The sequence below is a fragment of the Hoeflea sp. Naph1 genome (assembly GCF_046837775.1).
Taxonomy (GTDB): Bacteria; Pseudomonadota; Alphaproteobacteria; order Rhizobiales; family Rhizobiaceae; genus Hoeflea.
On the sequence record NZ_CP177286.1, the window covers coordinates 652,639 to 675,479 of the forward strand.

16 protein-coding genes and 3 pseudogenes are annotated in these 22,841 nt (G+C 57.4%); 12 read left to right on the forward strand and 7 right to left on the reverse strand.

The features are described 5' to 3' along the window. Positions 1-86: 86 nt before the first annotated feature. Positions 87-2,438 carry a hypothetical protein gene (locus tag ACK6D9_RS03080; RefSeq protein ID WP_412050587.1) on the reverse strand — a complete coding sequence of 784 codons (2,352 nt, stop codon included), beginning with the start codon at positions 2,436-2,438 and terminating at the stop codon, positions 87-89. Positions 2,439-2,773: 335 nt separating this feature from the next. On the opposite strand from ACK6D9_RS03080, the gene ACK6D9_RS03085 reads away from it, so the two are divergent. Then, on the forward strand, positions 2,774-3,904 hold the full coding sequence (locus tag ACK6D9_RS03085; protein WP_412050588.1) for an RHE_PE00001 family protein: 1,131 nt from the start codon (positions 2,774-2,776) through the stop codon (positions 3,902-3,904). 96 nt (positions 3,905-4,000) lie between these two features. Here the strand turns inward: ACK6D9_RS03085 and ACK6D9_RS03090 are convergent, their stop codons facing one another. Genes ACK6D9_RS03090 through ACK6D9_RS03100 form a run of 3 tightly spaced genes read right to left on the reverse strand, consistent with a single transcriptional unit; the run spans position 4,001 to position 4,812 of the window. After that, positions 4,001-4,258 (reverse strand): hypothetical protein, encoded by a 258-nt coding sequence (locus ACK6D9_RS03090; RefSeq protein ID WP_127757442.1) that lies wholly within the window; start codon positions 4,256-4,258, stop codon positions 4,001-4,003. Positions 4,259-4,275: 17 nt separating this feature from the next. After that, the gene (locus ACK6D9_RS03095; protein WP_164865467.1) at positions 4,276-4,536 is read right to left on the reverse strand and encodes a hypothetical protein; all 261 of its coding nucleotides are present in this window, start codon (positions 4,534-4,536) and stop codon (positions 4,276-4,278) included. A gap of 51 nt (positions 4,537-4,587) precedes the next feature. Further along, a complete protein-coding gene (locus tag ACK6D9_RS03100; RefSeq protein WP_020918827.1) occupies positions 4,588-4,812 on the reverse strand; it encodes a DUF2188 domain-containing protein in 225 nt (74 codons plus the stop codon). A 116-nt stretch (positions 4,813-4,928) separates the two neighbouring features. On the opposite strand from ACK6D9_RS03100, the gene ACK6D9_RS03105 reads away from it, so the two are divergent. The 5 genes from ACK6D9_RS03105 to ACK6D9_RS03125 all read left to right on the forward strand — a co-directional run bounded on the left by ACK6D9_RS03105 (position 4,929) and on the right by ACK6D9_RS03125 (position 13,262). Continuing rightward, a complete protein-coding gene (locus ACK6D9_RS03105) occupies positions 4,929-6,053 on the forward strand; it encodes an AAA family ATPase (protein ID WP_412050589.1) in 1,125 nt (374 codons plus the stop codon). A 1-nt stretch (position 6,054) separates the two neighbouring features. Further along, positions 6,055-8,313, forward strand: coding sequence for a S8 family peptidase (locus ACK6D9_RS03110; protein WP_412050590.1), 2,259 nt, complete (start codon positions 6,055-6,057; stop codon positions 8,311-8,313). A 162-nt stretch (positions 8,314-8,475) separates the two neighbouring features. Next, complete coding sequence (locus tag ACK6D9_RS03115; RefSeq protein ID WP_412050591.1) at positions 8,476-9,597, forward strand: hypothetical protein; 1,122 nt, start codon at positions 8,476-8,478, stop codon at positions 9,595-9,597. Between the two features lie 76 nt (positions 9,598-9,673). Next, the gene (locus ACK6D9_RS03120; RefSeq protein ID WP_412050592.1) at positions 9,674-11,587 is read left to right on the forward strand and encodes a P-loop NTPase fold protein; all 1,914 of its coding nucleotides are present in this window, start codon (positions 9,674-9,676) and stop codon (positions 11,585-11,587) included. Between the two features lie 322 nt (positions 11,588-11,909). Beyond that, positions 11,910-13,262: an ATP-dependent nuclease gene (locus tag ACK6D9_RS03125; protein WP_412051720.1), complete on the forward strand. Its 1,353-nt coding sequence runs from the start codon at positions 11,910-11,912 to the stop codon at positions 13,260-13,262. On the opposite strand, the pseudogene ACK6D9_RS03130 reads toward ACK6D9_RS03125, so the two are convergent. Both ACK6D9_RS03130 and ACK6D9_RS03135 read right to left on the reverse strand, forming a co-directional pair. Then, a pseudogene (locus ACK6D9_RS03130) lies at positions 13,234-13,479 on the reverse strand (FCD domain-containing protein); the annotation flags it as partial. The gene ACK6D9_RS03125 and the pseudogene ACK6D9_RS03130 sit on opposite strands and share 29 nt — an antisense overlap. Before the next feature lies 1 nt (position 13,480). Then, positions 13,481-14,458: pseudogene (locus tag ACK6D9_RS03135) on the reverse strand (Fic family protein); the annotation flags it as partial. Between the two features lie 56 nt (positions 14,459-14,514). Between ACK6D9_RS03135 and ACK6D9_RS03140 the strand changes: the two are divergent. Beyond that, a pseudogene (locus ACK6D9_RS03140) lies at positions 14,515-14,772 on the forward strand (IS6 family transposase); the annotation flags it as partial. Positions 14,773-15,431: 659 nt separating this feature from the next. Next, positions 15,432-16,940 (forward strand): N-6 DNA methylase, encoded by a 1,509-nt coding sequence (locus ACK6D9_RS03145; RefSeq protein ID WP_412050593.1) that lies wholly within the window; start codon positions 15,432-15,434, stop codon positions 16,938-16,940. 272 nt (positions 16,941-17,212) lie between these two features. Here ACK6D9_RS03145 and ACK6D9_RS03150 read toward each other — a convergent pair whose 3' ends face one another. Then, positions 17,213-17,992 (reverse strand): helix-turn-helix transcriptional regulator, encoded by a 780-nt coding sequence (locus tag ACK6D9_RS03150; RefSeq protein ID WP_412050594.1) that lies wholly within the window; start codon positions 17,990-17,992, stop codon positions 17,213-17,215. 180 nt (positions 17,993-18,172) lie between these two features. On the opposite strand from ACK6D9_RS03150, the gene ACK6D9_RS03155 reads away from it, so the two are divergent. The 4 genes from ACK6D9_RS03155 (at position 18,173) to ACK6D9_RS03170 (ending at position 22,840) form a co-directional block, all read left to right on the forward strand. Beyond that, on the forward strand, positions 18,173-19,531 hold the full coding sequence (locus ACK6D9_RS03155) for an aminotransferase class III-fold pyridoxal phosphate-dependent enzyme (RefSeq protein ID WP_412050595.1): 1,359 nt from the start codon (positions 18,173-18,175) through the stop codon (positions 19,529-19,531). 458 nt (positions 19,532-19,989) lie between these two features. Next, entirely contained in the window at positions 19,990-21,057 is a 1,068-nt protein-coding gene (locus ACK6D9_RS03160) for a class II histone deacetylase (protein WP_412050596.1), read from the forward strand. Between the two features lie 122 nt (positions 21,058-21,179). Continuing rightward, positions 21,180-21,962, forward strand: a complete 783-nt coding sequence (locus ACK6D9_RS03165) for an ABC transporter ATP-binding protein (protein WP_412050597.1) — start codon at positions 21,180-21,182, stop codon at positions 21,960-21,962. Further along, on the forward strand, positions 21,959-22,840 hold the full coding sequence (locus ACK6D9_RS03170) for a branched-chain amino acid ABC transporter permease (protein ID WP_412050598.1): 882 nt from the start codon (positions 21,959-21,961) through the stop codon (positions 22,838-22,840). Before ACK6D9_RS03165 ends, ACK6D9_RS03170 begins: the two co-directional genes overlap by 4 nt. Position 22,841: the final 1 nt, after the last annotated feature.

A 22,841-nucleotide genomic window follows, 5' to 3' on the forward strand; every position in this document is an offset into this window, starting at 1 on the left:
GACCGATCATTGCGAAAACTAAAAGTCGGTTGACATGATGTGCCGGCGGCTGCCCAAGTCGCCAGGCAGCCATCGGCGCTCCAAAGTCAGGCGGCTTCCCAGACCTGGTTCAGGATTTTGGCTGCCAGTGCGGCCTTGTCCTGCGGCAGGAATCGCCCGTAGTGCTGCCGCACCACGTCGGGCGTGTCCTGGATCGCGTAGCTTGCTTGCTCGTAGGACCCGGTTTGCTTAAGTATGTGGGTTGCCAAAATATCCCGAAGATTGTGAGGGCCGTGTGGCAGCAAGCCCTTGATGGCGCCGCGACCGGTATAAGGATTGTAGATCCCGTACCGTTGGATCACCGTCCGCCAGGCTTCATAGAACTTGGTGGAGTCGTAGGCCGCGTCCAGGCTCGTCGTCTTCACCGTTTTGACGAAGAGCGTGCCGGGATCCCTTGCCGGTCCCAGGAGCACACCGCGATGGCGATCGATATAGGCTTCGAGATATTTGTAGAGATCGAGAAGGTCCGGGAGGATGAGCCGAAACGGCTTCTGCCCGAAAAAGGACGAGCCCGAGTTCTTGAAGGCGACTGATGGGATGAGGACTTCCCATCCTCCTTCTCGGTCGCTCCAGCGCAGCTCGCCGCATTTCATGTCCTCCAGCCGTCGCTCCGAGGTCGGGAAATGGCCCCGCGGGCAGACGCGAAGCTGGCGAAGGTTCTTTTGCCGAAGTCCAAGATGCAGGCCCAGGCGAAGCAGCAAGAAAGACCGGACCGCTTCCGCGGCGGCTCGGGGGTAGCGGTCTTCATCCGGCATGCGGTTCAAAATCTCGTCGGTGATCTTGCGATACTCCGCCAGTGGGCTGTCTGCTTCCAGGACGCACATGATCGGTTCGAAAGGGTCACGATGGACGCGCATCACCCGCTGAATCTCCTTTGAACGGTTGGCGGCGTGTCGATGAAACGCATCGCATGCGCCATGCCAGTCGCGGGAGGCGAATTCGATTTCTTCCGGCGCGATCAAGCCTTCGATCGGTCTTGCATGTTTCAGAAGTTCGGGATGCTGACGGATCCAGCCGACTTCGGATCGCGTGAGGGCTTGTGCGATCATCAGCATATCCTCTTCCCACCTGGTGTAGAAACCGCGGCGCTGCTCTCGCCATTGCAGATACCAGTCCCAGACGCCCGGGAAGATCAGCAGTCCAAAAGTAAGCTGGCTCAGGGGCACGCCCCGACCCTTGACGACTCCGGTGGGCGATGCCGCGAGCGCTCCGAACATCAGGCCGAGATGCTCGATTTTCTGCGATGCGGTCTCCTCGCCCCAAACGCCGTTGCGCTGAAAACCGATCGCCGTCAGCGTCGAGGTTTTGAAGCGGATAAGATCGGCCATCTCCATCGCCAGCCGCGGTGGCGCATCGACGACACCGGATAGAAGATCAGGGTCTTCAAAGGTCTCTGTAGCATTTTGATTGGCGCTCGTTGTCACCGTGGACGCTCGAGGAGACAACGATCCTCCGCCATAGGTGACGCCCGGAAACCGGATGGCATAACGCTGCTTGCTCGCTGCGGCCTGATAGCGCCGATAATCGGTTGAACCGGAGACGATCACCCGACGGACCCAGTCGAGGATTTCCTCCCGCTTGCTGAATGGCAGGCTGCTGAAATCGTCGGGAAGGTGCCATGCCAGTCTTCGCCGTTCGGCCGGGCTGATGTCGCCAAGATTGTGACCGTGGAGAGATCGGGCTTGATGGGGCAGCTTCGCCTTGAAATATCCTTCCGGCAGTCGGTATCGCCGTTCGATGCGGGAGAGGATTGCGAAACTCGCGACGGATCGCGGCACGCGCTCGCCGTCGATCCAGGACAGCAGGGTCGCATGGTGGAACGTCTCGCCCAGGCGAACGATGGCGCGGTAAAGGTGCCAATAACTCTCGCCGAAACGGCGCATATGATAGACCAGCGCATCCTGAAAACCGTCGGGATCTTCACTCGCTTCAAACAACGGTTCCGGAAACGGATGGATAGGCTTCGGGTGCGGGCCTCTCTGCGTCGATGCGGGCTGAGGATGATGGTCGTTGTCGCCTATCCGTCGTGGCTTTCGGGGGGAGGGTGCAGCGGCTGCCGACCCTGTTGGTTCGTTCGATCGATGGATTTGCCGGGTTGATCGGACGTGCTCTGCGACAGGTGGCGCGCCAAGCCAACGAATGATCGCGTCCAGGGCGATGCGGATCTGCTTCTTCAGATCACCCGTTAATTCGCCGTCAAACCGGCAAGCGTGGGCGATTTCCAACCAATCAATGCGGCCGTTCAACAGTGGTGGCGACTGACGATGGATGATGAGATTAATGAGATAGGGCTTGATGCTCTCCAGTACGCGCTTCGATGTGATCGGTGCAATGCGCATCTCGCAGAACTGTGAGATTTTTCGCTGAAAATGACGTGATGAAAGATCGTGTTTTGACATGCTTATATTCCGTTGCAATCGGCACCAATGCCGAGGGCGGGCGGGAATAGGATTTGTGATTTAACAAAGGGTGTATCTGATCGGATGGGTGGGCACACCGATGCGAAGCTCTTGATGCCATGCATTTCGCTTGAGGGTTTTTTGACCGATGAAGCGGAAATGCCATGCCCTGATGTTAGCCGAATGCTCGACAAGGTCACCGGTGTTAGCAAGATCGAATAACAATAACCCCCCCCGATAAGGGTTACTTATCGATGGTTAGACGTCCAACTAGTTATCATACCATGTTAGGAACCCCAAGATTCAGATAGAGTTCCTTTAGCAAATCATTTACCATGATTTCAATGGCTTACGATCTCGCGAAAATCAGCATGACAGCTTTAATACGACCGGCTTTCGAAGCCTGTACCGCTCTCACGCGTCTGGACGAACGTGTCGCCCGTTCGCCGGTCGGGCAGGGCTGGTTCGAGCGATCCCACTTCACTGATGCCTGTGCGTCGTTGTGGATCGACGGCGAACTCGTCCATCTCGAAGACCTCGTCCACCATGACGCCACCCGCGATACTCGCACACCCACCCACGAGCTGACAATCGCCCGCGACGTCCTGCGCACTCGCCGGCGCATCGCTGGCCGATCCCCTGATTGGGCGCTCTCTGCCGACGGCATCCGCTCGCTACGGAAAACCTCGGAGATCGGGCTGGGCGGCGGGGACGAGGCGACGACGGCCGGAGTTGTTCGGGCGGCTGTCGCGATCGACGCGGAAGGGGAGGGGGATGATGGTGACGGCGTCAAAGATCTGCCCGGCATCGATTATGCCGCCATTGATGCGATCCTCGCGCGCTCTGACGCCGCGATCGAACGAGCCAAAAAGCCCGGCCGGGCTCCGGCCGATCCGCTGGTCTATGATCTCGACTGGGATGAAGATGCCCGGCTGGAGGAATGGCGCGGCGTGCTGCGCCAGGCCGGAAACATGCCGGCGGTGCTGCAGGCGATCGTCGCCCTCGATGCCTGGAACGAGCTGGCTGTCCTGCAGCATGCGCCCTGGCTCGGCCGGCTGTTTGCCGCCTCCGTCCTGCGCCAGGCCGGTATCACCACCGGCGCCCATCTTGCCGCCGTCAATCTCGGCCTCAAAACCATCGCGGTAGACCGGCGCCGCAACCGTGATCGGGAGACGAGGCTGCTCGCTATCGCCCACGGGCTTTTGGCGGCTGCCGAGATCGGGTTGAAGGAGCATGACCGGCTGGCGCTGGCCCGTACCATGTTTCAACGTAAGCTTGACGGGCGCCGCACCTCGTCAAAGCTGCGGGAGCTGGTCGATCTGGTTATGGCAAAACCATTGGTGTCGGCCAGCATGGTGGCGAAGACGCTCGAGGTGACGCCGCAGGCGGCGCGGCGGATTGTTTTGGAGCTCGGCCTGAGGGAGATGACCGGGAGGGGGAGGTTTCGCGCATGGGGGATTATTTAGTCGCAAAAATTCTTTTGCCGCTTTCTGCGACGCTGTATTCCCGTCGCCCAGGCTTCGTAGGCTCATGTTTTCTTCTGCGCACCTCGGTGATGAGCGCTAACACGAAGTCCGGATGGGAAACAGGTCCTCGCCGTAATGGTGAAGCCTCGTGTGATGGCGACGGCATAGCCACCGGACTTTCAAAGGCTCATCATATTGATCGTGATGGGCATCGACGGCTTCGTTGCCGCAGACCTCACACGTGTTCTTCCTCAGTTCGCCCACCTTTAAGGCACGCTGCACGATGAGGTGAGCCTCATACTTTGTGGGATTGGCTCGTCGCCAGTTTGCCTGGCGGGTATCGGTCTTGAGCATCTATGAAGTCTTCCCGATCAGTTCAGGGTGTAGCGCTTCCAGGGTATCGCCTGCATAGGCACCCGCGACAGAAAATCAACGAGATCACGTCGGCCACGATATGTCGGGACGCCCCGGCTGTTTTGCGCCATGAGAACAATCGGGACGCCGGGGAATGCTGGCTGGAAGCTATAAGCAACCTCATCGGCTTGAGGGCCGCTGTTGAGAACGTGCGGCTTAACAATGACGATGGCGAATGTGACGCCCTGCTCGCGAACTAATGCGCCTTCAAACTGCATTTCTTCTCTCCTTTGATGAAGAGGCCGCCTCACTCCAGGCGGCCTCAGGTTTTAGCCACGCGGCGGGAACGGATCGCGGCCGTAGGAATCCTTGTCCCGGATTTGTCCGTTGGGCCGGTGAATAACCACCTCGCTCTGCTGGTTGATCGCAATCTTGCGAGCCGCCGCTGCCGCGTCGGCTTGTGTTCCATGAGTAGAGGTTACCCGCTGATTTCCAGCGCCCCGCACGGCCCATTCGCCGTTATGGGGAACCACATGCTGATTTTTCTTTGTCATTGCATCAGATTCCTTTTTCTTGAGTGCGATTTCAATTTACATTAATGAAAATTTAATTGTCAAGATGGCTATTGTGGTTTACGGGTTTGGGTAGAAATTTTACGCATGGAGTGATCATGACCATTGAGATGAAAAATGTGCTGGAGTTAGCCGATGCGGCGCTATCCGCTGACTACACGCGCGTACGCAGAGCCGCGAATGCGCTCGCGCGAGACCTCGACAAGAATGGTGAGACTTCCATTGCCAAGGAACTCAAGGCGCTGGTTCGGAAGAGGGGGGTACCTTTGAAGGCGTCTGGTTACATGGAATCCCTGCCTGTTGACTCGAAATCCCGCTTGCCGCTTGTCGAAGAGCAGACTTGGCCCGATACACCTGTTTTCCTGAATGAAAGCGGTTGGCGCGTGTTCAGCGATTTCATCGCGGATGCCCGTCGCATTGATGACTTGAGTGCCAAAGGATTGGCGTCGCGACTAGGGCTTCTGCTCTCCGGCCCACCGGGAACAGGTAAGTCTCTTCTTGCCGGGCACATCGCTGCACAGTTGTCACGACCGCTCTACGTCGTCCGGCTCGACTCCGTGATATCCTCGCTGCTCGGCGATACGGCAAAAAATATTCGCTCGGTTTTTGATTTCGTACCGGCGCGGAACGCTGTTCTATTTCTTGATGAAATGGATGCTGTTGCAAAACTGCGGGACGATCGACACGAGCTGGGCGAGCTCAAGCGTGTGGTCAATACCGTCATTCAAGCGCTTGATGGGCTGGACCCGAGTTCGATCGTGGTTGCTGCAACCAATCATGCCCACCTTCTCGACCCTGCGATCTGGAGAAGATTCCCCTACAAAATAGATCTTGGGCTTCCGGAGGAAAGCGTCCGTGCCGATCTGTGGCGGCATTTTCTCTTTGAGGACAAAGATGAAGATGGTCGCGCCGAACTTTTTGCTACAGCGTCCGAAGGACTATCGGGGGCCGATATCGAAACGATGAGCTTGTCAGCACGGCGTCATGCGGTTCATGATTCGCGGGACATCGATTTTGGAGCCGTCGTTGCGGCTCTGTTAGAGCCCCGCTCAGGGCGGACCGCCCCTGTCCAGCGGCAGCCATTGGACGCCGAGCAAAAGCGGCAGGTGGCGATAGCGTTGAAGGAGAAACACGGTATTGCGGGCGCGGATACCGCCCGCATCCTTGGTGTGTCACGGCAAGCCATTTATGCATATTTGAAGCAACAGGATGGGGAGGCATAGCATGGCGGAAGTTCGAGACCAGCCCCTTCTCTATCCTGTTTTGAGCCTTCAAATGAACCCGGCGCTCCGGAGTCCTACAGGGCGTGGCAAGGGCATTGAAAGTATTGTCACGGAGCGTCTCGGCCGACAGCAGGAAGTTCTTGCGAGCGAAACACGCGATATCTATGAGCACCGCGCGGAGTTGCCGACATATTCGGGGCTAACTCACCTCGTAGTTCGTATGTTTACCGAAGATTCCCTCGCTCCGACACACACACCAGACGACCTCTTCTCCCAGCGTCACGGTTGCAGGCTGGTCGCACCCCTTCCAAGCGGTTATTTGATCGAGGCCGACGTCAAGCAGTTGCCTCGCCTTCTCGACGCGATCCAACGTCCGGTCGGCTATGCGGTGCAAGCAGACATATCGCGAGTTTCGTCCCTGGAGCGATTTGATGCGAAAAATCGATTGCGCGGGCGGTCAGTCAATGAGCTCTGGAATTCCGGGCCGGAGGACGACGATGGACGTTTGTTCGTGGTCTGGCTTGCTCCTTTTCGTGATCGTGATGCCAAGGTAGAGGTCCTGGAGCGTATTCAGGGCTTTGCCAATGAGAGGTTGGTATTGCCGACTTTCACGAGTGTACGGTTGACGCTAGGCACAGCAGAGGAAGCGGAAGAACCGCGCCCTTTAACGACGCCGCGACAATCCAGCATAGCAAGGGCCATGCGGGATTACCGAAACACCGGCGTCGGCCGAGCCACGGTTCGTATTCCGAACAAAGAAGGATTGCGACAGCTAATCGCCTCCGGTGCTTCCTATCGAATCGATCCTGTGCGGCCCATCAGAGTGGCGGCCCCTGGCGAAGGAGCGGAGCCTCCTGCGCCGGTAATTGATCAAAACGCACCCGTCGTCGTTGTGGTGGACGGGGGACTGCATGCGAAAAGTTACAGCGCAGCTGAAGCCTTCAAGGCAACACCTTTCGTGACGAATGCCCAAGCTGATAAGCTTCATGGCAACTGTGTCAGCTCACTCGTTGTCCATGGCCACGCCTGGAATAATAATCGATTGTTGCCGGAGCTGAACTGCCGCATTGGATCGGTTCAGGCAGTCCCCCATAAGAACGCAAACCGTCGTTTCGATGAGCGTGAGTTGGTTGACTACCTGACGGAGGTTGCACGTCTTTATCCAGAGGCACGCGTCTGGAATATTTCCGCCAATCAAGATGGCATCGGCTTAGACCCCTCAGAAGTGAGCGTTCTTGGGCATGAAATCAGCCTCCTGGCGAGATCGGCGGGCTTCCTCCCTGTGATCTCCGTTGGAAATGTCAGCCCGGACAATAATTCTCGACCCAATCCGCCAGCTGATTGTGAAGCGGCAATTGTTGTGGGTGGCCGTCAGGCGCTCGCAGATGGAACGCCGGGCGACCGTTGCCCTACCTGCCTTCCGGGTCCCGGTCCGGACGGTATGATGAAGCCGGACCTGTCCTGGTTTTCCAATCTCCGGATGCTGGGCGGGGTTGTTGATACGGGAAGTAGCTACGCAACGCCATTGGTCTCGTCTTTGGCAGCCCACACGTTCGATAGCCTACGCGAGCCCACACCGGATTTAGTCAAGGCTCTCCTCATCAATTCAGCGGAACGCAGCGAGCACGATCCGAACTTGGGGTGGGGAACACCATTTCAGGGCCATTTGCCATGGACCTGCGCACCTGGCAGCGTTACGCTTGCATGGCGGGCACAACTCGAGCCTGGAACAGCCTACTACTGGAATGACATTCCGATCCCCCCTGAGCTAGTGCGAGGCGGAAAATTGTTCGGACGCGCCAGCCTAACCGCTGTTCTGAGGCCTCTTGTATCGCCGTTTGGCGGCGCGAACTATTTTGCTTCCCGGTTGGAGACATCGTTGATGTATCCGAGTGGTCCGGAAAAGTGGCCGTCCCTTCTCGGATCAATGAAGGAGTCGACCCTTCCAGAAAACGACGCTCGCGATGAGCTCCGCAAATGGCAGCCGATCAGAAGGCATTGCCGAGACTTTACCAAAGGAAGTGGGCTTGGCTTTTCGGGCGCGCACCTACGCCTCTACGCGCGCGTTTACATGCGCGACCTTTACCAATTTGGGTGGACGCATCACAGCCAGGCTGGGCCGCAAGAAGTGGCTTTCGTACTCACGCTTTCAAGCGCAGACGGAGAGAAGTCGATCTATGACTCGACCGCTCGTGCGCTCGGAAACTTCGTTGAAAGCGCCGTCTTGAACCAGGACATCGAGGTCTCGAATGAGATTTAGCAGGTCGACGTCTTCCGAACCTGCAATTACCCTTGCAATCGAGGCAGTTGCGTGAGGAGTGGCCGGCTTTCCTTCGGTTTTTCCGAGAGGGAATTTGGCGAAGCGTTGGCTCTCAGGGCCGCTACCGTGGGAGTGAGGCCGGTAGATGCAGTCGAACAGCTGATGACACAAATTCTCGTCGAAAATCTTCGGCAGCAAGCAACTTTAGAGCTCCGGAAGATCCCCTCGGTGAAGCTTCACTCGATGTATTTCAAGGAGCGTTGTGCATCCTTGGCGCGGCTTGCGGACATTGGATACGAAACCTGGTATGTCGAGCTGGCCTTTTCCACAACCAAAGAGACCATGGTTGACGTCGTTGAGATTGACACGCAGGTTTTGCAACTCAGTCCCATAAATTATGGCCCTGCGGGGCTGATGTCACATCGACTTTGGTCGAAGCAGCTAAAAACGCAAACAAACCACATCCTGCGTCTGAACCACGTGACGATTCCGCCCAGCGTGTTTCTTGAAACCAAGAAAATGATGGAGGCGATTCCCCTTGAGCAGCCGCTGGTCGCGAACCCTCGACCTGGGCCGCGGACGCAAGGCTATGAGTTCGGGATCGAGGGCTTTGAGTTTGTTGCATTTGACCATTTGATTACCGGGGAGCGTTGTTTCTGTTCATGCGCACGCCCGGCCCATGGCAAAATGATATCAGAGGCTATGCGGATTGCGTCTCATTCAGGCGCATGGACCCATCAGGTTGTTCGATTGTTGTCGGATGCGACCTACATCGACGAAATATGCCACCTGTGTATCGCCCGTCGCTCGGGCCCGGAGGCTGCTGCCGATCTCTACGGTGATAATATTGGGGAGTTTATCGCGCCGTATATCGATCAGCTATTGTTGATGCCTGGAATGGACAAGCCCACTGCGCGTTCCGAAGTCCAGCACACTCTTGGTCTTAGCCGATGGGTGAGGGAGGCGGAAATGTTCAGTCTGCTGAAAAAGCTATTTCCCGACCAAGTTATCCTTAGGGAGGCGTCGCCCCCATGGCTGGGGCGCCAACGATTAGACGTGTATCTGCCGGCCATCGGCCTTGCTCTGGAACACCATGGTGAGCAGCACTACAGAGCCATTAATGCATTCGGAGGAGAAATGGCGCTGAAACGGAACATGGAACGCGATGCCTTGAAGAGAAGTCTCTGTAAACAAAATGCCGTCCAACTTGTCGAGATTCGATTTGATGAGCCAATGACTTTGCCAATTCTTCGCCAGAAACTCCGGCGTTTCACTAGGGCCTAATTCTGTGAGCGACGGCCGCCTTCACCGGCGATAATGTGAAACGTATTAATTTCAGTCGCACCCTGAGGTTGGAAAATTGTCTACGAACGCAGATGTAACAGAATATCTCGACTATTATCTCGCTTCCGAACTGGAGACCGATTTTGCGATCATGTTGAACGGGCCTTGGGGAGCCGGCAAAACGCATTTCGTAAAATCATATTTGAAAGAACGGGAGGCGAAAGCTCAAGCGCTTGATCCACTTGAGCCGATCGGGCACCTCTACGCTAGCCTCTACGGCGTGCGTTCGACGTCTGAGATCACAGATCAGTTTTTCGCGCAGGCTCATCCTGTCCTGAATTCCAAAGCCGCTCGTCTGTTTGGAACGGTCGTATCGCGTGCCATCAACGGCTTTGCGGGGACGGATGTCAACGGCGCCGCAGAAAACAAGTCAGTGATCAAGGACATGGTCTTGAAGCTCGATGGGCGCGTCCTGATTTTCGACGATCTCGAACGATGCGCGATGCCGTTGGCAGAGGCGATGGGCTTCATCAATTCCTTCGTGGAGCATGAAGGGCTCAAGGTTATCGTCATCGCCAACGAGACTGATATCCCCGAAGATCAGAAACCGGACTATGCACGCAAGAAGGAAAAGCTGATCGGCAAGACGCTGCGTGTCGCCTCCGATCCGCAAATCGTGCTCGACGACTTCGTCAGCAAGCTGACTCACTCAAAGGTCGTCGAAATTGCACGCCAGCAGCGCGCCGCGCTTCTCAGAACATTTGAGGCATCTGGCAAGCAGAATTTCCGGAGCATGCGGGCAGTACTTTCAGACTATGAGCGACTTGTCGTGGCTGTCGATCCGCGTCTCCAGGATGCCCCTCTTGCGATGACGCGCCTTCTGCTGTTCATGATGGCGACTGGTGTTGAGTTTCGGAGCGGCGACCTTAGTGGTTCCGAACTTGCCGCGCTGCTCGATACCCGTCTTGCGCGGTTGATGTCTTCAGTGACTAAGAAGGAAAAGTCGCCGGAAATCGCGAGAGCTGAGCGCCTGGAGGCCACCTATGCCGATGTCGCTTGGCAAGATCCTATCGTGCCTCCCGCAGCGCTCGCAAGATTGTTCGAAACCGGTATCGTCGATACGCTGGCGATCAACACGCATCTGGCGCAGCACCCGCTCGTCGTCGGATACGCTAAGTCTCCGGCCTGGCGCCAGCTCTGGGCTTGGACGGACCTGCCCCGGACGCAATATTTGAAGGCAAGAGACGAGCTCGTGCAACAGCTCGAGAAGCGGGACCTCACACATCCCGGAGTAATCCTCCATGCGGCCGGCATCGTGCTCGGTGCGGCGGCGTTCGGCGACCACTTGGTCGGCCCCGGCCAGGATATCGTTGCATACTTCACTGGTTATGCAGATGATCTGCGGACTTCCGGGAAGCTTGAACCCGATCGCAGCATCTTCAGTCCCATGGGCGGCTCCTATGCTGGCCTCGGCTATGGCTCGAAAGACTCGCCGGAATTTCGGGAAATTTACAAGGTCGTTCGTGAAGCCACGGGTCTGTCGTTCACCGATCGGATGAAAGAGATCGCGCAGACCTTTGTCGATCGTATCGGTGGAGATCTCGAAGCCTATTCATCGCTGCATAAATATGGTGTTGATGAGGGCAATTACGCCGATGCGCCTTTCCTTCACTACATCGATCCCGATGCATTCTCTCAGGTGGTCATTCAGGATTGGTCTCCTAATGGGCGGCTGCTGGCCAGCCTCCATGCGCGTTACGAGATGGAGAAGCACAATCGGTTGCTTACTGAAGAATACCCGTGGGTTGACGCTTTGCGTGCGAGCTTGCGAGCGATTGCCGACCGCGCCGAACCACCTCACAGGGAGCTACTTAATCTGCGTATCAACTACTACTTCGGCAAAGTTCAGGAAGCAATCGACGCGGCAGTATCGGCGGGGTCTGGCGATCAGGGTGGAGAAGCCGAAATCGACGAGGAACTTGCCGGTTGACCGCTGGGACCAACCGACATTCATCGTAGCCATATCACTGCTGCGATGAGAAAGACGTCCGCCTTGGAAACGCCACCGCACCTGATCTTTGAGGCCACTTTTTCCGAGGCTGCCCGCTGGTGGGCACGAACAGGCCTGCACGATGACAGCAATAAATCATTGTGATCCGCCGCAATGAGTCGAGAAATAGTGTTGAGGGATATGTTTATGTTGAGGATAGCTCATTTCCGGATTCTTTTAATCGCCTGACCGACCGATGTGATGATACTTCTGATTGTGAAATCGGGGTGAGAGGGCAAGAACATTGGCCGTGATTCGAGAAGTGGACATCCGCAATTTCCGCGGGATTTCCCATTTGAAGTGGTGGCCGACCCCCGGCATAAATTGCCTTATCGGAGCAGGCGATTCAGGCAAGTCCACAATTCTTGATGCGATCGATCTATGCCTGGGCAGTCGCCAGAATTTCACGTTCACGGATGCGGACTTCCATCTTTGCAATGTCGCTGCGCCAATCGTCATTGACGTGACGCTTGGGGACTTGGATGACGAACTGCGCAACCTGGAAGCCTATGGGCATTTCCTGCGGGGCTGGGACGCGACAACGGGCCAACTGCACAACGAAACAAGCGCAACGCTTGAGACCGTCCTCACCCTTCGGCTAATTGTCCGGGACGACCTCGAGCCTCAATGGCTGCTATTTTCGCTGGGGCCTGCCGCCGAGGATCGGGAAAAGAACCTCCAATGGAAGCATCGCCAAAAGGTCGCACCGGTTCGACTTGGTGCTATCGCCTCTCATCATATGGCGCTCGGCCCAAGATCGGTACTCGGCAAGTTATCGGCCGATGCGACGCAGGCATCCTCGGCTCTGGCGTCAGCTTCTAGGCAGGCCCGCCACGCCTTCGCGGAGCAGGGTTGTCAGGGAGTAGAGCCCATACTCGAGGCCACGAAACGCATTTCGAACGAGATGGGCATCCGCGTCGACGAGGTCAAAGCGTTGCTCGACGTTAAAGGGGTTACGCTCTCGGGTGGGGCAATTTCGCTGCACGACCAGGATCAGGTGCCGATGAAAAATCTCGGATCGGGGTCCGCGCGCTTGCTGGTGGCCGGGCTGCAAAAGGCGGTCGGGCAGTCGTCGATCTTCATCGTGGATGAGGTCGAGTTTGGGCTTGAGCCCTACCGCATCGTCCGGTTGCTGGACTCGCTGGGAGCAAAGCGCAATGACGAGAGCCAGCAGGTATTCCTGACAACGCACTCACCGATTGTCCTGAGGGAGCTGTCATCGGTTCAGCTGTTCAGTGTTCGATCTTACAGGCAGGTAGTCCCCGCAGTTGTTGTCGGCGACACAGTCCAGCAGCCGGCACGCAAGGTCACCCAGAACTGGATGGTTCACCTTGGTCGGGATGAAGCCGCTCAGAAGACCCTCAGGGCTTGCGCGGAAGCCTTTCTGGCGCCCAGTGTTATCGTTTGCGAGGGCAAGACGGAAATTGGGCTGATCCGCGGGATTGATCTCCAACAGGGCCTTACTCTCGCGTCGTCGAGCTCAATCGTTCGTCGCGAAGCAGGTTACGATAGCGGAGCTGACTCCCCTTCAGGTGGTCGCGCATGGCGCTTCGGGCCGATTCCTCATTGCCATTGGAAATGGCGACGACGATCTTTTCGTGTTCCTGGTGGATGAGCAAGCGATAGGCGGTCTCCGCCTCCTGCCGGTTTTCGGTGATGATCTTGGATTGCGGGATGGCCGAGTTGCCGTGCATTTCGAGGAACTGGCAGAACATCGGATTGCTGGTTGCCTGAGCTATGGCCAGATGCACGGCGAAATCCGCCTCGCGAATCGACATGCCGGCCTCGATGCAGGCCATCAAAGCCGCATGCCGGTAACTCTGTGCCTCCATTTCAACTGGTTGTGGGCAACGGATCAGTGCCCTCGCCGAGTATGGTAAGATATGCACGATAGCTGAAAACGCGGCCTCGCTTTCGGCCTGTGATCTCTTCGAGAATCCCGAAGCGTTCCAGGTCGGCGAGTGCAGCATTCACCGTCGGCGCCGATAGGCCGGTGTGTTCGACCAATTGGTTCGAGGTCAGGAACGGGTGTTGCTGAAAGAGTTCATGGATACGCAGTGACGAACCGGCGCGGTCACTTTCGGCCGTGATGCGCTCGCGATCCACCTTGAACAAATCGACGATCCGCGTAGCGGCGTCGAATGCCTGGTTCGCTGTCTCGGCCACACCGGCCAGGAAGAAGTCGAGCCAAGCTTCCCAATGACCGTGCTCACGCGCTTCCTGGAGCAACCGGTAGTAATCAGCACGATGCGTTTTGAGAAACAGGCTGAGGTAAAGGTGTGGCTTTTGCAGCACGCTGTTGACGCAGAGATAGAGCGTAATCAGTAAGCGGCCGATACGGCCATTGCCATCAAGAAATGGGTGTATGGTCTCGAACTGGACGTGCAACAGCCCAGCCTTTATCAAGGCCGGAAGACGGGACTGGTCCTCGTGCATGAAGCGTTCAAACGCCCCGAGGCAGTCATCAAGTTCCGTGACTGGCGGGGGCACAAATAGCGCATTGCCTGGACGTGTCCCGCCGATCCAGTTCTGCGAGCGCCGAAACTCACCGGGGTCCTTGGTGCCACCGCGTCCGCTTTTCAGCAGGCGCGCATGCATTTCTCGGATCAGTCGCAGGGACAATGGCAGGTCCTGCAGTCGTTCCAGCCCGTACATCATGGCATCGACATAGTTCGAGACTTCGCGGATGTCGTCGATCGGCTGGCCGGTCTGTGCTTCGGTTTCGAAACGCAACAGGTCTGTCAGCGTCGATAGCGTGCCCTCGATCTGCGACGATAGAACCGCCTCCTTGCGGACATACATGTAGAGAAAGGGCATCGTAACGTTAACGTTAACCTGTCGGCGATTGGCTTGTGCGATTTTGTGGCATGACCCAAACTACTCGTGATCTCCTTTATCGCCGCCACCGTTTCCCAGCTGAAGTGATTGCCCACGCCGTCTGGCTCTATCTCCGGTTCCCGCTCAGTCTGCGCATGGTCGAAGATTTGCTGGCGGCCCGTGGGATCATTGTTTCGCACCAGACCGTGCGTCTGTGGGCAGAGAAATTCGGTAGGCACTTTGCCTGCGAAATCCGCAGGCGATCCGCCGGTCGGTTTGGTGACAAATGGCACCTCGATGAAGGTGTGCCGCGAGGCACCCACAGCAATGTGGGAGCCGAGCTGCACGGAAGATGAGGGTATGGCCCCTCGAAACCGACCGTCAGGGGTAGGTTTCAAACCACTGCAAGCTGCGACGGTAAAGAGCCGTGGTGGTGAGCGTTGCAGAAAAGGCGGGCTTCAGTCCGTCAGGTGAGGTTTAGAGAGACGAGCGCAAGCGAACCGCTGATGACGTGTCGAAAAGTGCAAGATGATGTCGAAACCGGGAGGAATTCGTTAGCACGGGACGGGTCTGGGGGGCGACCTGATTTCTGCCCAGGTGGCATCCGGCATGAAGGCGGCGTGACTCTTAACCAGGCTTTCGTGTGGAACGCGGGAACCTGTCGCTCCGATGTTAAGGGAGAAACCCAAGCAGGCGGACCCTGCGAGGGTGAAATTACCGAGGCGGGGCACAGGGGCGGAGCAGCCCGTAGTAGTGCTGAAGGTCCTGTAATGGGGCTGGAGCGAAGGGGTTGCGTTGTTCAGCTCTGGAGCGAGGACAACCGGCGACGGGAGGATTCTCGTGGATAGAGCAAAGCACGCTAGACCGCGGAACGCTCAGGCAGATCGGTCGCTATGAGGTCCAAGCAGAGCACCCCGAACGGCTGCTGAGCTGGCTTGAGCCGTTGCTCTCGCCGGTGCCCGAGGTGATGCCGACGCCGATCGTCGTCGCGCTTGCCTTCGGCCGCTACAGTCTGGCCTTCGGTCGCGCGCATGCGGAACTCCAGCGCCTCTGGGAAGAGGTTGGCGACCATCCCGAAGTGCGGTTGAAGCGCAACCTCTGGGACGGCTTGCTCCGCCAAGTCTACGGCGACGACGTCGGTAGCGATGCCCTGTTCCTCCAGCACACCTATCTGACCATCCTCGTCAAGGCGATCGCGGCGCGTGTCCTCGATCTGGAGATTGGCGACCCCGCGGAGATGCTGTCGGGCCGGCTCCTTATGAACGAAGGCATCGTCGGTGCCGTAGAGGCGGATTTCTTTGACTGGCCGCTGCTTGCCGACGGCGGTGACGAACTGGTGCGCACGCTGGCCACCGAGACCATTCGCTTTCGCCTGCGCGATGTCGAGGTCGACGTGCTCAAGAGCCTCTATGAGAGCCTGATCGATCCTGACGAGCGCCACGATCTCGGCGAATACTACACGCCGGACTGGCTGGCGGCGCGGGTCGTTGCGGCTGCCGTTTCGCGTCCGCTGGAGAGCCGCGTGCTTGATCCGTCCTGCGGATCAGGGACCTTCCTCTTCCACGCGCTGCGCCGCCTGGTCGCGGCGGGCCGGGACGCTGGGATGCCGCCGGCCGAAATCGTCGCGACCTGCGCCGATCGCGTCTTCGGCATCGACGTCCATCCCGTCGCGGTCGCGCTTGCGCGCGTCACCTGGCTGCTGCCGCTCGGCGATCTCGTGCAGGATCGGCCGCCCACCCTCACCGTGCCTGTCTACATGGGCGACTCCATGCAGTGGAACCTGCGCCCGCTCGGCGCGTCGGCCGAAGTGCTGGTCGACGTGCCGCCGAACCATCCGCCCCTGCGCATCCCAGCCGGGCTGGCAAGCGACCTTGGCCTGTTCGAGCATGCGCTTGACGAGCTCAACCGCGGTCTCGACACGCTTGCCGAGCCGGAGGCGGTGCGGGACGCCATCGCCCGCGCCGGCGCGACAGCCGAGGACGCCGCCATGCTCGGCCGCACCTTCGCGCAGCTGAAGCAACTCTATCTCGACGGTCGCAACCACATCTGGACGTTCGTCCTGTGCAACCTGCTGCGCCCGGTCTGGCTGTCGCATCCCGATCATCGCGCCGATGTGCTGATCGGCAACCCGCCCTGGATCGTCTATCGCTACCTGAGTGCGGACATGAAGGAGCGACTGCGCGAGGCGCTGCAAAGGTACGGCCTCTGGGTCGGCGGCAGCCTCGCCACGCATCAGGACATGTTCGCGCTGTTCTGGGCGCGCGGCGCCGAGCGCTATCTGCGCGACGGCGGCACGCTGGCGCTCGTTCTGCCCTATGCAGCGCTCAACGCACCTGTTTTCGCCGCAATGCGCGACGGCAGCATGCAGCGGGTCAAGGTGGCGGTCACCGGCGGCTGGGGGCTGGAACGCGTGTGGCCGATCTGGCAGCGTTTGAACGCGCCGGCGACCGCATGCGGTCTGTCAAGGTGCAAGTAGCGTTCTGAATATATCCAGGAGCGAAGTTCAGTTATCGACAATCTGAGAGCGTTCTGATGATATCGAGATGCAGATCTGCAATAGACCAGCTCATTCAAAAAGCCCGCGTAAGCAAATCGCGGCGCCAATGAACCGGTTTGCTATGGCCCCGGCGATCATCAGGGCGGTGACCTGGTCGTGTTCTCGCAGATCCGCGACGGCGGGTGCCACGAAATGGCGCGCATCGACCCGGTCACGGCGCAGTAGGTCATCAGTTAACGACGGACTTTCGGTTAAACTTCTACGATTTTTGACAGAATGGGTATCATCATCGAAAACAGTTCGGCCTGAGATGATATTCCGCATTTGCGATAGAACTGTTTCCGAAACACCTTCACGGTTTGCTCGCTGATGCCCAGCCTGAGACCTATGGAAACAGACGAATGCCCCCGCAAGACCAATAGGGCGACTTCGGCCTGACGTTTGGTAAGGGCGATGTTACGCTCGTTTTCCAACCGTTCTCTCAGCGCCTCGGATAGGGTGACTTCGCCTTTTTCATCTACTGTTTTCAGGCTGGCCCAATGTTGCGTTCCGAGTGCGCAGATTACCGGCGCCAAATATTCGGCCGTGGTGATGTCGCGGGTCGAAAACCGCCGGCCCAATGGGGCAACGCGCCCGATAGAAATATGCACCGACACATTCGCAGAGGGAAAGACGACATATACCAGTTCATCAATTACCAGGGTGCGCTGGTAATAGGCCGTATAATATTCAGTCCGCTTGAACTGGTCTGGAACGACCTTAGACAGTGCATAAAGGCCCGGCGCCGATCGATCAACATGTAACGAATAGAAAGGATCAAGAAGGTAAGCCGCTGAAGCATATGTTGTTTCCAGATCTTCATGAACCTGGGGCAGAGTTGCGTGTTTGAACAGGACCTGCGGCGGCCGGTCGTTCAGATAGGCGAGTATCGCCATACTATCGATCGTCAGAAAGTATTTGAGCCACTCGAGAATGGTGTTTTCGAAACTGTCGGAGTTCAAATCGGAGATTAGTTTCCCGAGCGATGCCATGCCTGTAGACGATGAGTGCATCTATGTACCCCCTTAGGGTTATACCCCTAATGATTCCAGTTTCTATCATCGATGCAATAAACGAGGGGTATAGCAATCCGCCGGCTGTTCTTCAACGGGCATGCAAGTTCGTGATGTTTGCCAACCTCAGTCAGACATCCGAATGGAAGGACCTTTCCCATGAATGTTGAGCCAAGCGTCGATGCGGTTCTCTCCGCCGACAATCACATGATCCACTCTTTCATCGATTTGGATTCCATCAAACAGAACAATGCCCGTACTGTTTTCAACCGCGCCAAGGGGCCCATGGTGTATGACAGCGACGGGCGCGAGCTGATTGATGGCATCGGGGGGCTGTGGTGCGTGAACGTCGGCCATGGCCGACCTGAGCTGATCGAGGCGATCACCAAGCAGCTGGAAACGCTGGATTTCTACTCGACCTTCTATAATTTCACCCATCCGGCTGCGGCGATGCTTGCGCAAAAGCTTGCAAGCCTGGCGCCGGGCAGCCTCAACAAAGTATATTTCGCCAACTCGGGTTCTGCGGCCAACGACACGGCGATTCGCATCCTGCATCACTACAACATCCGTCTCGGCCGCCCGAACAAGCGTCTCGTTCTCAGCCGCGTCGGCGCCTATCACGGGTCGACCTACCTTGCGATGGCAATGACGACCCCCGGCTACTCCTATAACTGGAGCTGTGCCTCTGATCTGGTCCATCACCTGAATTCGCCGCACTTCTGGCGTGAAGGCAAGGATATGACCGAGACTGAATTTCTCGACGCGCTGATGCGCGATCTTGAGGAAAATATTGCCCGGATCGGCGCCGATAACATCGCTGCCTTTATCGCAGAGCCGATCATGGGGGCAGGGGGTGTCATTGTTGCGCCCGAAGGCTACCACAAGCGCGCGCTTGAAATCTGCAAGGCAAATGACATCAAATATATCTCGGACGAAGTTGTTACGTCCTTTGGGCGCCTGGGGCATTTCTTTGCCTCCAAGGATGTCTTTGGCATCGAGCCGGACATCATCGTCACGGCAAAGGGGCTGACATCCGGATACCAGCCGTTGTCGGCAGCTATCATCTCGGATGAAATCCACGAGGTCATCTCGCGGCCCGGCGGATCCTTTCTGCATGGGTATACCTATTCCGGCCATCCCGCTGCTGCGGCGGCTGCCAATGCCAATATCGCATTGATGGAACGCGAGCGCCTGCCCGAACAGGTGCGCGTTACAGGCAAGACATTCGAGACAGCCATGCGAGGGCTGACAGATCTGGAAATCGTCGGCGAAGTCCGCGGCAGCCATTTCATGATCGGGATCGAGTTCGTCAAGGACAGGGCAACCAAGGAAAGCTATTCTGCCGAGATCGCCATCGGCAACCGGGTTTGCAACGCCGCACAAAAGCGCGGATTGATCGTGCGCCCCCTTGGCAACAGCCTGATCCTTTCGCCAACGCTTGTTATGACCCCCGAGCTGATTGAACGCACCGAAGCAATCCTGCGCGACAGTATCGCAGAGGTCATGGCGGGTTTGTGACGGAGGCAGCGGGACAAGGGGAAAGACATGATGAATACAGTTTCCCAAGTCGCGATTGATGTGCGGCGTGCGGCTCGCCATCAACGAGGTGCGGGTGTTCGAGTGCCGGATCGAGTGCGACTTTTCAGGGTGGGTTCAGCTCAAATCTGGTCGGTTGACCGACCCATCATCTGATGCAAAGTAACTTTCAATAAGAACGGGGAGTGGATGGCATACCCATCCGTTGAGGGAGACATCAGCAAATTCACAAACACGATGCTTTGGCGCTCGCAGGCAAGATTCTTGGCCTGTAGAGGCAAGCGGAAGCAAATGTTCCGGCCCATCATCGAAAGGTGAGCAAGAGATTGGTTCAGGTTGCTCGGCACCCAAGGGAATCTAGCATATCGAATTTTGTATATCCAAAAGGGGACCACATAGTGCAAGCTAAGTCGAGCGGCTTTCTGACACACGAAAGCTTCATGTGGTATCATCTAGGCACTGCCGCTCTCTATGTGCCGGCCGGTGGGTTAGTCGAGTCTGCCGCGCATGTTTATTCTCCCGTTACAATTCGGCGCTTCCGCAGCATTCTCGAGCTTACAAACCTGATGGAGACATTCCAACAGCTTCGTCCGGAGCCGGCAGATCCTGCGGATGTTACGCGATTTCACGACAAGGATTATTATGAGCACGTGCTGGAGGTCGGCCGCAACGGAGGCGGCGATGTCGGGGATTATGCCTTGCTGCCGGATGGCGGTCATGAGACCGCGATGCTCTCTGCTGGCGGTGCCATCGTCGCGACGGAAGCCGTCCTCGATGGCCGGGTCAAGAATGCCTACGCTCTCCTTCGCCCCGCGGGCCACCACGCGGAAAAATCCCGTGGCCGTGGTTTCTGTATACTTGGTAACTCGGTCATTTCCGTAATGAAGGCGCAAGCGGTCCACGGCCTTGGCCGGTTAGTGATCGTGGATTGGGATGTGCACCATGGCAACGGCACACAGTGGGCGTTCTATGATGATCCGAACGTTCTGACGATCTCGATCCATCAGGACCGGCTCTACCCGTTGGATTCAGGTATGATGTCAGAGCGAGGGTCCGGTCCGGGCGAGGGCTACAACATCAATGTTCCTCTGCCCGCCGGATCTGGCCATGACGCCTATATGGCGGCCATGGAACGTGTTGTGCTTCCTGCCATTGAACAATACCGCCCCGAACTCATTGCCGTGGGATGCGGTTTTGATGCCTGCTGCCACGACCCTCTCGGCCGCATGCTGCTGCATAGCGACAGCTATCGGGAAATGACGCGCATGATGATGGAAGCCGCCGACAGGCATTGCGATGGCAAGCTGATGGTTTTTCAGGAAGGCGGCTACTCCCAGGAATATACTCCGTTCTGCGGCATGGCGGTTATGGAGCAATTGTCCGGCGCGACGGAGCCGCATGTGGATCCATACCTAGATACAATTTCCAGCTATCCGGGTCAGCGGTTGGAGCCGCATCAGGAAGCCGTCATTAACCAGGCGATCGAACTCGTGGAGGGCATTCGCTAGATGGTTTATCAGCGCGAACAACCGCCCTATGGCGAAGAAGGCAGAAGGAAACAGATGGCTGATATGAACCCCATCACTCCGATCTGGGCTTGGCGGAACACGGTCGGGGGAGACGCTGGCAAATGACAAACCCCTTGCTCCAGCTAGAGAACATATCGCTCTCTTTCAAAGGCATAAAGGTCCTGAGGGACCTTAGCTTTAATGTCGACCGAGGAGAGGTCTGCGCGCTCATCGGCCCGAATGGGGCCGGAAAAAGCTCGTTGCTCAACATTATCACACGCGTTTACCAAGCCAATGCTGGAGAGATCATCTTTGACGGCAAGGTTTTGAGTACAAGAAGCCCTGTGAAGGTAGCGCGCCAGGGGATCGGCCGCACTTTTCAGCACAATGCATTGTTCAGCCGATTGACGGTGCTCGAGAATGTGCTCGCGGGGATGACGCGCCATAGCCGAACCACTCTCATTGAGCACGCGATTGGCCTTCCTCGTGACCGCGATGAAGTGCGGTCCTTTCGAAGAAGAGCAGACGAAATAGTCGATATGCTGGATTTGACGAAGTTCCGCGACGTTGTTGTTTCGACACTTCCATATGGCGTGCAGAAGCGCGTTGACCTGGCACGAGCCTTGGTGGGCAAGCCTTTGCTGCTCTTGCTCGACGAACCGCTGGCGGGAATGGATCACGCCGAGAAGCGCCGCATGGCGCAGTACATCATGGACGCCAACTCAAGCCTTGGAACGACGGTGGTTCTTATTGAGCATGACATCGGCATGGTTATGGATTTGGCCCACCATGTCGTTGTGCTCGATTACGGGAAAAAAGTTGGTGACGGAAGTCCAAAAGAAGTGCGTCGAAACCCAGAAGTAATCTCCGCCTATCTTGGGCCATCATATCAGGAAGCAGAATGACTTTCTTTATAGAAATACTTATCGGTGGGTTGTTGGCTGGTGTGATGTATTCTCTGGTCGCGATCGGATTCGTTTTGATCTACAAAGCGTCAGGTGTATTCAATTTTGCTCAAGGATCCATGGTTCTTTGCGCAGCGTTGACGTTTGTCACGTTGACCGAAAGCGGCGTAAACTGGTGGATTGCGCTGGTGGTGACCCTTGCGATCATGGTGGCCATCGGTATGGCGACCGAACGCCTGGTCCTGCGTCCGCTGGTCAACCAGCCGCAGATCACGTTGTTCATCGCAACGCTGGGGCTGAGTTTCATCATCGAAGGGCTGTCACAGATGTTCATGGGTGCCAGTGTCCATGAGCTTGATCTGGGGATCCTTGACGTGCCGGTTCACGTCGGACCGATCCAGATCAGTCAATTTGATCTTGTGGCGGCAATAGCCGCGGCGGTTCTGATCGCGATCCTGTCGGTTCTTTTCAGCAAGACGCGGATTGGTATTTCTCTGCGGGCGATTGCGGATGATCCGCAGGCTGCCCTGTCTGTCGGCATTCGCCTGCAGGAGCTGTGGCGGATCGTCTGGGGCATCGCCGGTGTCGTCGCTCTGGTTGCGGGCCTGCTTTGGGGCGCGCGGCAGGGGGTCCAGTTTGCCCTGACCTTCGTTGTTCTCAAGGCTTTGCCGGTTCTGATCATCGGCGGATTTACATCCATCGCCGGCGCGATTGTCGGCGGTTTGATCGTAGGGGCCGGCGACAGTCTGGCAGAATTCTATCTGAGCCCGCTTCTGGGCGGCAGCGTTTCGACCTGGTTCGCCTATGTTCTGGCGGTTGGCTTTTTGTTGGTGCGCCCGGCCGGCCTGTTCGGCGATCGCCCGATCGAGAGGGTGTAGT

Bases quoted from the DNA above. Each gene is read 5' to 3' on its own strand.
- ACK6D9_RS03160 (WP_412050596.1), top strand. From the start codon at position 19,990: ATGTGGTATCATCTAGGCACTGCCGCTCTCTATGTGCCGGCCGGTGGG.
- ACK6D9_RS03100 (WP_020918827.1), bottom strand. From the start codon at position 4,812: ATGACAAAGAAAAATCAGCATGTGGTTCCCCATAACGGCGAATGGGCC.
- ACK6D9_RS03080 (WP_412050587.1), bottom strand. From the start codon at position 2,438: ATGTCAAAACACGATCTTTCATCACGTCATTTTCAGCGAAAAATCTCA.
- ACK6D9_RS03155 (WP_412050595.1), top strand. From the start codon at position 18,173: ATGAATGTTGAGCCAAGCGTCGATGCGGTTCTCTCCGCCGACAATCAC.
- ACK6D9_RS03150 (WP_412050594.1), bottom strand. From the start codon at position 17,992: ATGGCATCGCTCGGGAAACTAATCTCCGATTTGAACTCCGACAGTTTC.
- ACK6D9_RS03110 (WP_412050590.1), top strand. From the start codon at position 6,055: ATGGCGGAAGTTCGAGACCAGCCCCTTCTCTATCCTGTTTTGAGCCTT.
- ACK6D9_RS03170 (WP_412050598.1), top strand. From the start codon at position 21,959: ATGACTTTCTTTATAGAAATACTTATCGGTGGGTTGTTGGCTGGTGTG.
- ACK6D9_RS03095 (WP_164865467.1), bottom strand. From the start codon at position 4,536: ATGCAGTTTGAAGGCGCATTAGTTCGCGAGCAGGGCGTCACATTCGCC.
- ACK6D9_RS03145 (WP_412050593.1), top strand. From the start codon at position 15,432: ATGCCGACGCCGATCGTCGTCGCGCTTGCCTTCGGCCGCTACAGTCTG.
- ACK6D9_RS03165 (WP_412050597.1), top strand. From the start codon at position 21,180: ATGACAAACCCCTTGCTCCAGCTAGAGAACATATCGCTCTCTTTCAAA.
- ACK6D9_RS03115 (WP_412050591.1), top strand. From the start codon at position 8,476: ATGACACAAATTCTCGTCGAAAATCTTCGGCAGCAAGCAACTTTAGAG.
- ACK6D9_RS03105 (WP_412050589.1), top strand. From the start codon at position 4,929: ATGACCATTGAGATGAAAAATGTGCTGGAGTTAGCCGATGCGGCGCTA.
- ACK6D9_RS03085 (WP_412050588.1), top strand. From the start codon at position 2,774: ATGATTTCAATGGCTTACGATCTCGCGAAAATCAGCATGACAGCTTTA.
- ACK6D9_RS03090 (WP_127757442.1), bottom strand. From the start codon at position 4,258: ATGCTCAAGACCGATACCCGCCAGGCAAACTGGCGACGAGCCAATCCC.